The organism is Glutamicibacter sp. BW80 (assembly GCF_002332385.1).
Taxonomy (GTDB): Bacteria; Actinomycetota; Actinomycetes; order Actinomycetales; family Micrococcaceae; genus Glutamicibacter.
In genome coordinates, this window is sequence record NZ_NRGV01000060.1 from 17,211 (window position 1) to 30,798 (window position 13,588).

Genomic DNA, 13,588 nt, shown 5'->3' on the forward strand with positions numbered 1-13,588 from the left:
AGCTTAAATTGTTGATGTATCAACTAAAGTGATATTGCATTGAAGGACCAGGCCAGGTAACTGGCCCGAATCGTCGCTGGAAATGGAGTGCAACATGCAAAGGTTTGAAGGAAAATCAGTAATCGTCACCGGTGCCGGCTCTGGACTGGGTCGCGCAACTGCATTGCAATTGGCCAACGAAGGCGCCAAACTGACCCTCGTTGACCTGAACGAAAAGGGCCTGCAGGGAACCGAAGCCGAGATCCGCGCGGCGGCCCCGCAAGCAGAAGTCCAGCTGGCCATCGCAAATGTGGCCAATGAAGATGAAGTCATTGCCTACGTTTCCCAGGCCAAGGCAGCTTATGGAAGCATCGACGGGTTCTTCAACAACGCCGGAATCGAAGGCAAACAGAATCTGACCGAGGAATTCGGTGCAGAAGAATTCAACAAGGTCGTCGCGATCAACCTCAACGGCGTGTTCTTCGGCATGCAGCACGTGCTGAAAGTGATGCGCGAGCAGGGTTCTGGCGCCATCGTGAACACCGCCTCCGTTGGTGGCATCCGCGGCGTAGGCAACCAGTCCGGCTACGCAGCCTCCAAGCACGGCGTGGTGGGCCTGACTCGCAATTCGGCCATCGAGTACGGCCAGTACGGAGTGCAGATCAACGCGATTGCGCCGGGCGCCATCATGACCCCCATGGTCGAGGGCTCGCTGAAGCAGATCGATCCGGAGAACTGGGAAGCGGTGGGCCAGGCCTTCGTCGATCCCAACCCGATGAAGCGCTTCGGCAAGCCTGAAGAGGTCGCCAAGCTGGTCGCGTTCCTGCTTTCCGGGGACTCGGGCTTCATTAACGCTGCGGTCATCCCAATTGATGGCGGACAGTCCTACAAGTACTAGGAATTTTCCGGTAGCACGCCAACGGCAGCGGCGGGGAAACCTTCGGATTCCCCGCCGCTGCCGTGGTTTTGTCCTGTGCTGGGGTGGCTTACTTCGCAACCAGCGCGGCAAAGGTTGTCGCGGCAACCTCGGTAACCGCACGCTCCCAGTCACCGATCAGGCCCAACATGTTCTGCCCGTCGCCACGACGTGCATCCACCTGAGCAGACAGGGTGGCGAGTACCGCGGTGCGCAGCTCGGTATTCAGATTGACCTTGCCCACCCCAAAGGCGATGGACCGCGAGAGGTCCTCCGCGGCGATTCCCGACGCACCGTGCAGGACCAGCGGAACCGTGGATTCGGCATGGATGGCCTTCAGCACGTCCCAGTGGATCTTCGGCTCGCCCTTGTAGCGTCCGTGGACATTGCCGATGGCCACCGCAAGCAGGTCCGCGCCGCTGGCTTCCAGGAACTGAGCTACCTGCTCTGGATCGGTCAGCTGCGAGGCGCTCTGCTCGAAGGCCTTGTCCTCGTTGCCGGGCAGCGCGCCGAGTTCTGCTTCCAGCACGATGCCCGGGCCGATCAGCGAGCGCACCTGCTGCACGAAGGCGATATTCTCCTCCAGCGTGCCGGCCGAACCGTCGGCGAGCACCGCGGTGGCGCCGGCGCGCACCGCGCGGGCAATCAGCTGCGCGTCGTTGGCGTGATCCAGCTGCACCGCCACCGGCACCGCGGCCTGTTCGCCCAGGGTGCGCAGCGCGCAGATCAGGCGCAGCCCGGAGGTGCTGGACGCGGTTTTCGGCGCGACATTCAGGATGACCGCGCGCTGCTGCGTTTCGGCTTCGGCCACCACGGCCAGTGCGGTGGTGAAGTCGTAGCAGGTGAAAGCCGGGACGGCGTGGCCTGCGGCCATGGCCTCGGCGACCAGCTGGTTCATGGGGATGAGCATGGATTAGACTCCTGCGGCGGTGACGATGGCGTAGACAAGGGAGGTGAGCGCGAATCCGGCGACACCCAGCACGGTGGTCAGCACGGTCCAGGTGCGCAGCCCGTCGGCGACGGACAGGCCCAGGAAGCGGGTGACGATCCAGAAGCCCGAGTCGTTCACGTGGCTCAGCCCGAAGGCGCCGAAGCCGACGGCCGCCAGGATCAGCGCGGTCTGCACCGCGGAGAAGCCGCCCGCCTCGACGGCGGTGGCCAGCAGGCCGGTGGTGGTGATGATCGCGACCGTGGCCGAACCCTGCGAGGCACGCAGGATGGCCGCCAGTACGAAGGCCATGACGATGATCGGCAGGCCCGCGGAGGACAGTGATTCGGCCAGCACGGTGCCGATGCCCGACTCGGTGAGCACCTTGCCGAACACGCCGCCGGCGCCGGTCACCAGGATCACGATGGCGGCCGGGGCCAGCGCCGAGTCCATGACCTTTCCGGTTTGCTCGCTGGACCAGCCGCTGCGTATTCCGAGCAGGTAGTAGGCAACCAGCACGGTGGTCAGCAGCGCAATGGCCGGGGATCCGACGAAGCCGAGGACATTTGCCGCGGTGGATTCAGCGGTGACCAGCGTGCCGCCCACGGTGCCGAGCATGATCATCACGATGGGCAGGAGAATCATGGAGATGACCATGGACGAGGTCGGGGCCTTGGTTTTGGTCAGGGTGTCGCCCGCATCGGTGCTCTTGCCGAAGGAGGCGAACTGTTCCGCGGTTTCCGGGAGCATGGGAATCTCGCGGCGGTTGATGCGCTTGGCCACGAAGTAGCTCAGCACGCCCAGCGGGGCGCAGAAGGCCAGGCCCAGGATGGTGGCCCAACCGACGTCGGCGCCGAGGATTTCGGCGCCTCCCACGACACCCGGGTGCGGCGGGACCACCACGTGGATGGCCAGCATGATCGCGCCGACCGGCAACCCGATCTTCACCGGGGAAACATTCAGCGCCTTGGCGAAGCCGTAGATGATCGGCACCAGCACGATGAATCCGACGTCGAAGAAGACCGGGATGGCCAGCAGGAACGCCGCGGTGGTCAGTGCGGCGATGACGCGGCGCGGGCCGAAGAGCTTGGTGAACCGGGAGGACAGGACCTGGGCTCCGCCGGAGATCTCGATGACCTTGCCGAGCATCGCGCCGAGGCCCACCAGCACCGCCACGCTGCCCAGGGTGCCGCCCATGCCCTCGGTGATCAGCCCGGCCACATCCTGCAGCGGGATCCCCGCGGCCAGGGCCACCAGGATGCTGACCAGCAGCAGGGCGATGAATGCTGGCATCTTGAATTTGATGACACCGACCAGCAGCAGGGCAACGCCGGCTACCGCGATCAGTAAGAGCAGAAGTGGGCTCATGAAAATTTCGTCTCCTTTGACGGGAATGCTCAGGGGCAGCTGCGTGCAGCCGACTTTACTTGGCGGACTTCGGGGCGAGGACCTTGATCACGGCCGAATCATCTGCGGCCGCCAGCTCGTGGGCCTCGCCCAGCAGGTAGAGCTGTTCGGCAGCCGAAGCCACCGGAGTGGGCAGGTGCAGCGCGCGGGCCGCGGAAGTCACGATGCCCATGTCCTTCACGAAGATATCCAGCCGGGAAAGCACCTCGGCGCCCTGATCGGCGTAGGCCTGGAGCATGCGCGGGCCGCGGTTGCCGAGCATGAAGGAGTTCGCCGCTCCGGCCTGCAATGCCTGCAGGGTGGTTTCCTGGTCCAGGCCCAGCTTCTCGGCCAGTGCCAGCGCTTCGGCGGCGGCGGCGATGTGCACGCCGCAGAGCAGCTGGTTCACGGTTTTCAGTGCCTGGCCGTCGCCGGGCTTGTCGCCCACGATGCTCAGGGTCGAGGCCAGCAGCTCGAGCACCGGGCGGACCTTGGTTAGCTCCGCCGGCTTAGCGCCGACCACGATCAGCAGATCTCCTTCGCCGGCGCGCACCGGGCCGCCGGAGAGCGGCGCATCCACCAGGCCGACGCCCAGCTCGTCCAGGCGGGCCGCGGTGGCGGGGACCGCATCCAGCCCGACGGTGGAGGTCAGGATGACCACCGCTCCGGGCTTCAGCGACTGGGCCACGCCCGTTTCGCCGAACAGCACGGAGTCCAGCTGCTCGCCGTTGCGCACGGCCAGCAGCAGCGCGTCGGCGCCGGAGACCGTCTCGCGGGCGTTTTCGAAGGTGCTGATTCCGGCCTTGCGGGCCAGTTCCATGCGCTCGGCCGAGATGTCGAAGCCGTGCACGGTCAGTTCGGTGGCCAGACGGGTGGCCATCGGAAGGCCCATGGCGCCTAGGCCGAGGACTGCAACAGTGGTGGTGCTCATTGGTGTCTCCAAATCTTGGGGGTGGTGCTAGAAGGTGATGCTCAGGGTGCGGGTGACCTTGGTCAGCGAGCTGTCATCTCCGACATTTCCGGCGAAGACGATGTAGGGGATGCCAGCTGCCGGGCCGTCCACCGATTCCCAGAGCGAGACGATGCCCGGCAGCATCGGTCCGCGTACGATCGCGTGGCGGATCTCCAGGCCGTGGGCGGCGACATCCGAGGAGGTGATCCCGCCCTTGGCGATGACGAAGCGCGGGGGAGTGCTGTGCAGGATCCGGTTGACCACGCTGACCACCGCGGCGCTCACGGTGCGCGCGATCTCCAGGGATTCGGCCGCGTCGGCGGTCTTCACCAGTGTCCGCGAGGTGTGCACGATGACGTCCTGGGTAGCCAGGGCGGTGCCGATCTCGGCGGCCTTGGCCGCGAGGTAGCTTTCGCTCTGCTCCGAGAGGATGGTGGGCACCTCCAGTTCGATCACGGCGGCGTTCGCATGCTGTGCGGTCAGATCCGCCAGCTGGCGGGTGGTCACGCCCACGTGGGAGCCGACGACGATCAGCCCGCCCGCGGTGCGCATCCCGGCGTCATTCCCGGCAAAGATCTCTTCGGCGGTCAGCGGCTGGCGCACGTCCTGGCCGATGCGGGCGCGGACGAAGGGCGGGCCAACGCGGTAGAGCACCCGGGTGCCGGCCGCCTCGGCCAGTTCCAGGCCTGCGGCCAGCGCGCGCAGGTCATTTTCGGTGACGATATCGGCGGTGGCCACCTGCGCGTTTTTCGTCTGTGCCAGCTTGTCCGCGATGCCCTGGGCGCCGGAGCGGATGGTGTCCAGATCCAAGACCAGGACCTCCTCGGCCGCCACGCGGCCGCCGGTCTTTTCGGCCACGTAGTCGGGCAGGTAGCTGGTGCTGAAGCCGAAGGTGGCATCCTTGGCGAATTCGGTGGCGCTGACTTTCGCCAGCTCTCCATCGCCGGTGCGCATATAGTGCTCGCCGCCTACGGTGAGCCGTCCGGCGTCGCCGAAGGCCGGGACCATCAGCACCGCGTCCACCGCGTTCTGGGCATCGATGCCCCGGAGCGTGGCGGTGATGGTGTCGGTTTCCAGCGGGAAGTGGCCGCGCAGGGTTGAATCACTGCGGCTGACAAAGGCCAGGATGATACCCGCCTCCGCCGCGGCCTGCGAGGCGGCAGCCACGATCTGCTCATTGCGTTCGGCGGCATCCGCCGCGTCGAGGGAACGGGTATTGGTCAGCACATAGACGGCCAGCGCGCGCCCGCCGTCCAGCTGCAGGCCGAAGGCCCAACGGAAGTCCGCGACGTCCCAGCTGGTGAGCACCGGCAGGTTGCTGACCGATTGGGTGCCCGTCGGGTCATCGTCGAGCACCACTGGGACGCGGCCGGTGGCGCGTGCCGCGGCGGCGATCTCAGCAGGTTCGATTTCGCGTTCCGGGAGGTATCCGGCGAGCAATTCGGACTCGAGCATGAACAAGGACTCCTTCGTCTTTGGGCGACCGACTGACTTCATTGGTAAGATGTCAGACATCTGTCATGAGGAATAGTGTTCCACGGAATTCCGCACACCGCAACAGCCGCGGGCACATAGACTGGACAGGTCTGCAAAGGGGCATCGGGCCTCAAGGATGGAGGAACCGTGTCTCGAAAGTCACTGGTCACGCAGGTCGCGGATGGCGTGCTGGATCGGATCATCGGCGGCGAATTAGCCGTTGACGAGCTCATTCCCGGCGAACTGGAGCTCTGCGCGGCGCTCGACGTCAGCCGCATGACCGTGCGCGAAGCGATCAAGATCCTCGCGGCGCAGAACATTATCCGGGTTGAGCGTGGCCGCGGCACCTATGTGAATCCCGTGGGCATGTGGAGCTCGCTGGAAGCGGTGCTCCGGGCAACCACCGAGGGCGTCGGGGCCGCCGCGGCCGCCGTGCAGCTCATTGAACTGCGCCGAATGCTGGAGACCGGAGCCTGCGAGCTGGCGGCCGGCAAGATCAGCGACGCTCAGCTGGCCCGGCTCGATGAACTGGTTGCCGAGATGAAAGCCGCCCACCAGGAAGGCGGCCTGGACCGATTCGTGGAAGCGGACCTCGAATTCCATGACCAGATCCTGCGCGCCTCGGGCAACGTCTTCGTCGCGGCCCTTTTCGAGCCGCTGGGCCGGGTGCTGGCCTCCCGCCGCCGGGAAACCAGCGCCTTTCCGCAGATCCAGGCCCATGCCATCGCGGAACACGAAAAGATCCGCACGGCGCTGGGGCAGCGCGACAGTGCCCGCGCCCGCGAAGCCATGGATGGCCATATGCGCCAGACCCTCGAAGATCTCAATACCTTCGTCCTCCGCCAGCAGGCAGGGAAGGACTAGCCCCCGGGTCCAAATCACTCCGACGGGCGAAACCGTTAATGCCGCAGACATTCAATGCTCTGCTGCGGGGGAGAGTCAACGCGCGTTTCTGCCGATGAATCAATCCACGATTCTCGTAAGAGACCTACTCGGCGGAGGGTTTTTTGCGTTGCTGCTTGGTTTCCGAGCGGCGCGACTTCGTAGCCAGGCGGCGGCGCTGCGATCCCTTGGTCGGCTTCGTTGCGCGTCGTCGGGGGCCGTCGGGAGCCAGCGCCGTACCGACCAGATCGGCGATTTTCTGCTTGGCGATCTCGCGGTTGCGCAGCTGGGAGCGCTGCTCGGAGGCACTGACGGTGAGGACCCCCGTTATGAGCCGAGAATCCAAGCGGTCCAGCAAACGTTCACGCTGGTAGTCGCTGAGCACCCGTGAACCAGCTACGGACCAGGACAGTTCGACGCGGCTATCGGAGGTATTGACATGTTGCCCGCCGGGACCGGAGGAACGCGAGAAGCGCCAACTGAGCTCCGACTCCGGAATGCTCAGTGCGCGCGTGATCTCTATATCCATAGATCAAGCTTCCCATGGGAAGCGAAAGCAGAATCTCTTGGGTTCAAGGCATCCAAACGGGCGTACATTTAAATTGGAGGGTTATCCGTTTTCGATTGGTCGAGGAGATGTTCAGCCATGAGTGCTGAAATGAAGTACAAGATGCCTTTCAACTACGTTCAAGTTGTCATCGCCGGATTTAGCGCCGTGGTCACGAGCGTCTTTGTGTTTTTCATCAGCGGGGTGGCCGGCGGTTCGATGCGTTTCACCGGGGGCATTTTCCCGAACGTTGATTTCTTCGGTATTGTCCGCTTCATCGCGCTGCCATTTCTCATTCTGGGATTCCTGACCTTCCTGATTGGGCGTGCCCGTCCGGGGTTCTGCAAGTTCGCCCAATGGGCCGGCGCCGCGGTGATGGTGGTTTTCATCATCAATCCGATCCTGTTCGCGGCCGATCTGGCCAGCGGTATCGGGTTCTCGCTGATTCTGCTGGTCGTTGCTGCCTCGTGGTACATGGCGGTGGACAATTCGAACAAGGTGGTCAGAAAGTCCAAGCTTGAGCGGCTGCAGGCGAAACAGCTTCGCGTGGCCTGACGGGACGGATGTAGGCTGAGATATGAATCATCGGTAGCCCGGCGTCAGTTGGGCAATGAAGGGAAATTCATGTCGATCGTCGTCATCAATGCGTTGAAGGTACCAAGCGAAGCCGGTCCGGAGCTGGAGAAGCGTTTCGCCGCTCGCAAGCACTCGGTGGATGGTTCACCGGGTTTCGAGGGATTCAAACTTCTGCGCCCGGTGTCCGGCGAGGACCGCTACTTCGTGTTCACCCAGTGGGCTACGCGCGAAGATTTTGAGAACTGGCGCGAGACGCGTGCGGATGCCGCGCACTCCGGTTCGGAGAAGAAGCCTGTCGCATCCGGCGCGGATCTGATGGAATTCGAGATCGTCGAGCTCTGACGCCCAGCGATAACTGCCGGAGGCCTAGCGCCGTCAACGATGGGTCGACCCGCGCAGCGTCTATGAGTCGGTGACGGAGAACTGCACGCGTTGCCAGCCGCTGGCCCCATTTGGCACCGGATCCGCGCGCTCGCTGGTCTGCATTTCTCCGGCGGCATCGTAGGCGCGCACGGTGACCGAGTGGTTGCCCGGGGTTCCGCCCTTCCAGACATAACGCCATTGGCGCCAGGTATCCAGCGTGGCTTCTACGGCAAGTTCGGCTTCCTGCCAGGGCTCGTCGTCAATCTTGACCTCGACCTTCGAGATGCCGGTCGTCTGCGCCCACGCGGTGCCTCCCATCACGACCTCTCCGGGCGGGAGCTGAGTGAAGGAGCGCGGCACGTCCACGCGGGAAGACATCTTGATTGGTCCGCGATCCGACCAGCCGCGGGTGGTCCAGTAGGCTTCCTTGTCGGCAAAACGGGTGACCTCCAGATCCACCACCCACTTGGTCGCCGAGACGTAGCCGTAGAGGCCCGGGACAACCATGCGCACCGGGAAGCCATGCTCCAGCGGCAAGGGCTCATCATTCATGCCGACGGCCAACAGGGCCATGCGGTCATCGGTGAGCACCTCAATTGGCGTCGAAGCGCTGAAGCCATCGCTGGATGTCGAGAGCACCATATCCGCGCCGGCTTGCGGGCCGGCGCGTTCGATGAGGTTGCGCAGCGGATAGCCCAGCCATTTGGCATTGCCCACGAGATCTCCGCCGACCGGGTTCGAGACGCAGGTCAGCGTGAGGTAGCTTTCCACCAGATCCTGGCCCAAGAGCTCGTCAAAGCTCATGGTGAATTCGTTCTCGACCATGCCGTGCACACGCAGCGACCACTCGGCGGGGTCGAGCCGCGGGACCGACAGCGCGGTGTCGATGCGGTAGAAATCCTCGTTGGGCGTGACGAACTTCGGCATTCCTGCAAGGTCGACCTGCGCTCCAGCCGGAACCTTGCCGGCTTTCACCTTGGCCGCCGGCAAACCGAGCGCCAGGCGGGCCGCCTCGGCGGCATTTCGCGTTGCGGATATCGAGGCGCCGACACCCGCGACAACCAGCGCCCCCAGCAAGGAGAGCGAGGAAGCCAGCAGGAACTTCCGCCGGGAGGGGCCGGGGCTGGTTTCCTCCTCGGACGCCGGGGCGAAGCTCGTGGTGGCCAGCCCGGTCAGCCATTTCAGTGTTCCGAGACCCAGCAGCGTACCGACCACCACCGGGACCAGATCCATGGGGCCGGTTGCCGAACGCGTGATGACGGCAGCGCCGATCACCGCAGCCAGGACGAGAATGGCCGCCGCCGCTGCGGCAAAGCTTCGCCGAGCGAGCAGTCCCACCAGCGCCGCGAGTATCGTGGCGACAATTCCGATGGAGATGAACAGGGCGAGCTTGTCGTTGGTCCCGAAGGTCGCAATGGCGAAATCCTTCAGCCACGGCGGGGTGAAGTCGATGAAGGTCGAGCCTAGCGCTACTCCCGGCGCAGAGGAGGTGGCGAAAAATACCGACACCAATTGGGCGACCGCAAAAAGCACCGCTGCGGATACCAAACCCGCAAATCCATAGGCTAAAAGCCCGGACCTTTTCTGTCCTCTTGAATCGTCCATCTCAGACCACCTCAAACGTTGTCATGCCCATGCCCCCACTAGGGTAGGGGGCCGCCTACTGGGTATTCGGAACTGTAGCGCATATGGATTGGCGGATGCGGAAGTTTTTGGAAATTAATTGCTCTGCCGCATTTTCATCTCGCTGTAGGCTTCCAGCGCTTGTTCGCGTGATTCCTTGAGGTCGACCAGTGGTTCCGCGGCCAGCGGCGCGTACCGGGCCACATAGGATCCGCGCGGATCAAATTTCTTGGCTTGCAGTTCGGGATTGAAGACCCGGAAGTACGGGCTGGCATCGGCTCCGCTGCCGGCGACCCACTGCCAGTTTGCGCTATTGCAGGCCACATCCGCGTCGACGAGCGTATCCCAGAACCACTGCTCGCCGACTTTCCAATGGACCGCCAAGTTTTTGACCAGCAGGCTGGCGGTGACCATTCGAACGCGATTGTGCATCCAGCCGGTGCGCCAGAGCTGCGCCATCCCGGCATCCACGAGCCCGAAGCCGGTTTGGCCGCGCTGCCAGCGGGCAACTTTTTCTGCCACCTCGTCGCCGTCTGCGGGCCAGGCCCAAGCGAAATCGTCGAATTCGGACCGCAGGTTTTCGGTGGGAAGCTGCGGGTGGTGGTAGTAGAGATGCCAGCAGAAGTCCCGCCAGGCCACTTGGCGGCGCATGGCAGCCGCTCCCTGAGCGGCACCGGGGGAGTGCACGGCATATTTGCTGAGCTCATCCCAAACCTGGTGGGCGCTGAGATGGCCCCAGCGCAGCGCCGGGGACAGGGCGGAAGTTCCATCGAGGTCCGGGCGGTCGTGATGCTCGGCGTAGTCCTGCGCTATCGAGGAGAGGGTCTCGGCCAAGCGTTCCTGGGCAGCTGGTTCCCCTGGGGTCCAAGTCGCGGCAAGCCCCTCCGACCAATCCGGGGTTGTTGGCAGCAGTTTCCAATTTTTCAGCGATTCGCTGGGCGGGAGCGGAAAGTCCGGGCGCTGCTGCGGCGCCGGCGCGGGCAACGGCGGGCGTAGTTCGTGAGCGCGCAGCGAATTGTAGAAGGGTGTGAAGACCTTGTATCCGGTCCCGTTCTGGGTCAGCAGTTCCCATGGCTCATGCAGCAGTGCGGCGGCGTAGCTGTGCACGGTGATCCCGTCGCCGCGCAATTGGAGCTTGAGTTGTGCGTCCACCGCGCGTTCGGCTTCGCCATAGCGCCTATTCCAGTGCACCGCGTCCAGGTTGCCGTCTTGGCTCAGTTCGGCGAGGATCCTGGCCGCGGGGCCTCGGCGCAAGATCAGCGGGATGCCAAGGTCATCCAGTGAATCGCGCAGGCTGAGCAGTGCCTGATGCAGCCACCAGCGCGCGGCGCCGCCGAGCGGACGGATGCCGGGGGATTGCTCATCGAGGATGTAGAGGGCAACAGTGTCTCCTGCGTCCCGCGCCGCGTGAAGCGCCGGATGGTCCACGGTGCGTAAATCATCGCGGAACAAGACCAGTTGAAGTGCCTGTTGCGGTTGGCTCATGGATTCTTCCTCATGAACAAAGCTTAGTGTATATCTAGCTAGGCTAACTAAATAACGCCGATGGAGGTCAACCGCACTGTCATCTCTAGCCGGCGAGCACCATCACCGGATCGGTGGTCGGGGCTTGTGAGCCACCTGCAGGTTCAACCGTCAAGGCTATGGCCGTGCCCTCGGGCATGACGGGGAATTGCGCGGTCCAATTGCCATGGGGCATCACGTCGGCGGGAACCGGGGACTCGCCGGCGGCTATGGTCCACAACTGGTAATCGTGCTGATCGTCGATTGCTGGCAGATCCTGTCCCAGGACAACCGACCCTGTCGAGGAGGCCAGCAGCATCATCTTGCCCTGCCCTTCTGCCATTTCCGAGCTGATGACCTTCACCTGCTGGCCGTCGAGGATGGAAAGCAATTCGTTGCGCTGGGTCTCGGCGGTGGTGGCCCGCTCGTGCTGGTTCACCGCAATGGTTGTCGGCACCGCGATCAGCACCACTGCCGCCGCCGCGGCGGCGAGCCAGCCGAAACGAGGGGCGCGGCGCTGCTTCTGCTCGCGCCGCTCGCTGAGCGAAATCGGTGCCTGGTCGGCTTGGGCCGGCAACGCGGCGAAGATCTTGTCGCGCAACTCCGCCGGCGGCTCGACCGAGGCCGCCTGGTCGATCTGCGCGATCGTTTCGCGGTAGCCGCGAAGCCAGTTGGCGGCTTCCTGGTTGGAACTGGCCAGTTCCTCGGCCTGTTGGCGTTCTTCGGGGGAGTCGAGGGCTTCCAGCGCCAACCCGGTCAGCAGCTCATGCTCGTGGGCGCTCAATGAGCCGTCAGTTTCCTTGTAATTCATTTAGGCCACCTCCAAACATGTTTTCAAGCGCTGCAGGGCGCTGCGGATTCTTGATTTCACCGTAGCCAGCGGCATCTCCCGGCTTTCGGCCACCTGGGCGTAGGTCCGCCCGCCGTAGTAGGTGTCCAAAACCGTCTGCTTTTCCTTAACGGTCAAGGTGTCCAAGCAATGGCGCACCCGCTGCGAATCGACCTGTTCCATGAGGAACTCATCGATTTCGGGGACTTCCCGCTCGACGGTGAAGCTGCGGTCCTCGCGCTGGGTTCGCGCTTCCTCGGAACGAATCCGGTCGATCGCCCGGCGGCGGGCGATCGTCGAAGCCCAGGCATAGATGGTGCCGGAACCTGCGCGATAGCCTTGGGCGTTGTTCCAAATCTCGAGCATGACCTCTTGGGTCACCTCCGAGGCTTGGGCCGAATTGCGTATCAGCCGCACCGAGATTCCATAGACGATCGGAGACAGCTCTGCGTACAGCGAATCGAACGCCTGATGCTCGCCGTCGGCGACCCGCTGGCAAACATCGGTCCAATACTCGGCGGAACGGTCGCCAACCGGAGGCCTTGTGCCAGCCGCGCTCCGTGGTGATTCCATGGAGTCGAGCCTAGCACCGGGACTCGCATACAGGCGTACCAAATTACCTCTGTTCGTAGTTCATGCCCCGGACGGCCATCCCGAGTTCTGCCCATTAAACGTCTAGTGGCCGGTGTTTGAAGAGTGAACCACCAAACACCGACCAGCTAAACGCCTGGAGAATTGCTGCTACCGGCCGAGGTTACTTCTTTGCCGGTGGCATCAGCACTTCGTCGACCAGGTAGACGGTCGCATTGGCGGTCTGCACGCCACCGCAGATGACCGAAGCACCATTGACTTCGAGCTCGTCGCCGCTGCCGGTGACCTCGAGATCCTGGCCTGCAACGGTGGTGTAGGAGCCCGAAAGATCCGAAGGAACAATCTGGCCGGGGACCACATGGTAGGTCAAGATGCCGCTGAGCGTATCTGCGTCCTCAACTACCGCGTTGAGGTCCTTTTCCGGGATTGCTGCGAAAGCGTCGTCAACCGGGGCGAAGACCGTGAACTCGTCACCATTGAGGGTGTCCACGAGATCTACATCAGGGTTCAACTCTCCCGACACGGCGGCGGTCAGGGTCTTCAGCAGCGGGTTGTTCGAGGCTGCCACCGCTACCGGGTCCTTGGCCATGCCTGCGACCGATCCGTCGCCGCTTGGAACTGCCTCGGCGTAGGCGGCGCAACCGGAACCAACGAGATTCGCTGCGGGATCCATTTCCGCGTCACCCATGGCAGATTCGCTGGCCATGGCCGAGCTGCTTGGTGCGGCCATGGAGCTGGAGGCCGAAGGCTCGGCGGTTTCTGATCCGGTCGAGCAGGCGGTGAGCCCCATCGCGGCCACTGCCATCAATCCGAGAGCGCCGGCGAAATTGCGATTCATGCGTTTCATGTCTATCTCCTTGCCTTACGACGACTACTCTCGCCGTACTTCCCCGACCCTGTCGGTGCGGGCTGTCATGAAGCATTCGGAGCCGGATGGGGAAAGGATTGAAAATTCTCGAAAAATATTAAAACTCGGGATTTCGGCCTGGATTAGCGCTCGCCATGAGTGCGCGAAAGCGGCTGGCACCACCCTTGGT

At 63.7% G+C, this 13,588-nt stretch carries 14 protein-coding genes; 4 read left to right on the forward strand and 10 right to left on the reverse strand.

Going from position 1 to position 13,588, the window contains the following annotated elements; translation table 11 throughout:
* The first annotated feature begins 94 nt into the window (after window positions 1-94).
* Entirely contained in the window at window positions 95-877 is a 783-nt protein-coding gene (locus tag CIK76_RS16300) for an SDR family oxidoreductase (protein ID WP_096288356.1), read from the forward strand.
* An 88-nt stretch (window positions 878-965) separates the two neighbouring features.
* Here the strand turns inward: CIK76_RS16300 and CIK76_RS16305 are convergent, their stop codons facing one another.
* From CIK76_RS16305 to CIK76_RS16320, 4 genes are read right to left on the reverse strand one after another with little or no spacing between them, the layout of a single operon-like run.
* Window positions 966-1,805: a class II fructose-bisphosphate aldolase gene (locus tag CIK76_RS16305; RefSeq protein ID WP_096288358.1), complete on the reverse strand. Its 840-nt coding sequence runs from the start codon at window positions 1,803-1,805 to the stop codon at window positions 966-968.
* 3 nt (window positions 1,806-1,808) lie between these two features.
* Window positions 1,809-3,191 carry a GntP family transporter gene (locus CIK76_RS16310; protein WP_096288360.1) on the reverse strand — a complete coding sequence of 461 codons (1,383 nt, stop codon included), beginning with the start codon at window positions 3,189-3,191 and terminating at the stop codon, window positions 1,809-1,811.
* A 55-nt stretch (window positions 3,192-3,246) separates the two neighbouring features.
* Window positions 3,247-4,140 (reverse strand): NAD(P)-dependent oxidoreductase, encoded by an 894-nt coding sequence (locus CIK76_RS16315; RefSeq protein WP_096288363.1) that lies wholly within the window; start codon window positions 4,138-4,140, stop codon window positions 3,247-3,249.
* 27 nt (window positions 4,141-4,167) lie between these two features.
* The gene (locus CIK76_RS16320; RefSeq protein WP_096288365.1) at window positions 4,168-5,616 is read right to left on the reverse strand and encodes a four-carbon acid sugar kinase family protein; all 1,449 of its coding nucleotides are present in this window, start codon (window positions 5,614-5,616) and stop codon (window positions 4,168-4,170) included.
* 168 nt (window positions 5,617-5,784) lie between these two features.
* On the opposite strand from CIK76_RS16320, the gene CIK76_RS16325 reads away from it, so the two are divergent.
* Entirely contained in the window at window positions 5,785-6,501 is a 717-nt protein-coding gene (locus CIK76_RS16325; RefSeq protein ID WP_096288367.1) for a FadR/GntR family transcriptional regulator, read from the forward strand.
* Between the two features lie 124 nt (window positions 6,502-6,625).
* Here the strand turns inward: CIK76_RS16325 and arfB are convergent, their stop codons facing one another.
* Entirely contained in the window at window positions 6,626-7,048 is a 423-nt protein-coding gene (arfB, locus tag CIK76_RS16330; RefSeq protein ID WP_096288369.1) for an alternative ribosome rescue aminoacyl-tRNA hydrolase ArfB, read from the reverse strand.
* A gap of 117 nt (window positions 7,049-7,165) precedes the next feature.
* Here arfB and CIK76_RS16335 point away from each other — a divergent pair, with 117 nt between their 5' ends.
* Both CIK76_RS16335 and CIK76_RS16340 read left to right on the forward strand, forming a co-directional pair.
* Window positions 7,166-7,621: a DUF6069 family protein gene (locus CIK76_RS16335; protein ID WP_096288371.1), complete on the forward strand. Its 456-nt coding sequence runs from the start codon at window positions 7,166-7,168 to the stop codon at window positions 7,619-7,621.
* A 69-nt stretch (window positions 7,622-7,690) separates the two neighbouring features.
* A complete protein-coding gene (locus CIK76_RS16340) occupies window positions 7,691-7,984 on the forward strand; it encodes an antibiotic biosynthesis monooxygenase (RefSeq protein ID WP_096288373.1) in 294 nt (97 codons plus the stop codon).
* Window positions 7,985-8,044: 60 nt separating this feature from the next.
* On the opposite strand, the gene CIK76_RS16345 is transcribed toward CIK76_RS16340, so the two are convergent.
* The 5 genes from CIK76_RS16345 to CIK76_RS16365 form a co-directional block, all read right to left on the reverse strand.
* Window positions 8,045-9,610: a molybdopterin-dependent oxidoreductase gene (locus CIK76_RS16345; RefSeq protein ID WP_096288375.1), complete on the reverse strand. Its 1,566-nt coding sequence runs from the start codon at window positions 9,608-9,610 to the stop codon at window positions 8,045-8,047.
* Window positions 9,611-9,724: 114 nt separating this feature from the next.
* Window positions 9,725-11,113, reverse strand: a complete 1,389-nt coding sequence (locus tag CIK76_RS16350) for a deoxyribodipyrimidine photo-lyase (RefSeq protein ID WP_096288377.1) — start codon at window positions 11,111-11,113, stop codon at window positions 9,725-9,727.
* Between the two features lie 85 nt (window positions 11,114-11,198).
* Entirely contained in the window at window positions 11,199-11,942 is a 744-nt protein-coding gene (locus CIK76_RS16355) for an anti-sigma factor (protein ID WP_096288379.1), read from the reverse strand.
* Complete coding sequence (locus CIK76_RS16360) at window positions 11,943-12,533, reverse strand: sigma-70 family RNA polymerase sigma factor (protein WP_096288381.1); 591 nt, start codon at window positions 12,531-12,533, stop codon at window positions 11,943-11,945.
* Between the two features lie 181 nt (window positions 12,534-12,714).
* Window positions 12,715-13,398, reverse strand: a complete 684-nt coding sequence (locus CIK76_RS16365) for a fasciclin domain-containing protein (protein ID WP_096288383.1) — start codon at window positions 13,396-13,398, stop codon at window positions 12,715-12,717.
* Window positions 13,399-13,588 lie beyond the last annotated feature (190 nt).

Excerpts from the sequence above, each read along its gene's own strand:
- CIK76_RS16350 (WP_096288377.1), bottom strand. The coding sequence starts at position 11,113 with ATGAGCCAACCGCAACAGGCACTTCAACTGGTCTTGTTCCGCGATGAT.
- CIK76_RS16320 (WP_096288365.1), bottom strand. The coding sequence starts at position 5,616 with ATGCTCGAGTCCGAATTGCTCGCCGGATACCTCCCGGAACGCGAAATC.
- CIK76_RS16340 (WP_096288373.1), top strand. The coding sequence starts at position 7,691 with ATGTCGATCGTCGTCATCAATGCGTTGAAGGTACCAAGCGAAGCCGGT.
- CIK76_RS16300 (WP_096288356.1), top strand. The coding sequence starts at position 95 with ATGCAAAGGTTTGAAGGAAAATCAGTAATCGTCACCGGTGCCGGCTCT.
- CIK76_RS16310 (WP_096288360.1), bottom strand. The coding sequence starts at position 3,191 with ATGAGCCCACTTCTGCTCTTACTGATCGCGGTAGCCGGCGTTGCCCTG.
- CIK76_RS16305 (WP_096288358.1), bottom strand. The coding sequence starts at position 1,805 with ATGCTCATCCCCATGAACCAGCTGGTCGCCGAGGCCATGGCCGCAGGC.
- arfB (WP_096288369.1), bottom strand. The coding sequence starts at position 7,048 with ATGGATATAGAGATCACGCGCGCACTGAGCATTCCGGAGTCGGAGCTC.
- CIK76_RS16360 (WP_096288381.1), bottom strand. The coding sequence starts at position 12,533 with ATGGAATCACCACGGAGCGCGGCTGGCACAAGGCCTCCGGTTGGCGAC.
- CIK76_RS16355 (WP_096288379.1), bottom strand. The coding sequence starts at position 11,942 with ATGAATTACAAGGAAACTGACGGCTCATTGAGCGCCCACGAGCATGAG.
- CIK76_RS16345 (WP_096288375.1), bottom strand. The coding sequence starts at position 9,610 with ATGGACGATTCAAGAGGACAGAAAAGGTCCGGGCTTTTAGCCTATGGA.
- CIK76_RS16315 (WP_096288363.1), bottom strand. The coding sequence starts at position 4,140 with ATGAGCACCACCACTGTTGCAGTCCTCGGCCTAGGCGCCATGGGCCTT.
- CIK76_RS16335 (WP_096288371.1), top strand. The coding sequence starts at position 7,166 with ATGAGTGCTGAAATGAAGTACAAGATGCCTTTCAACTACGTTCAAGTT.
- CIK76_RS16365 (WP_096288383.1), bottom strand. The coding sequence starts at position 13,398 with ATGAAACGCATGAATCGCAATTTCGCCGGCGCTCTCGGATTGATGGCA.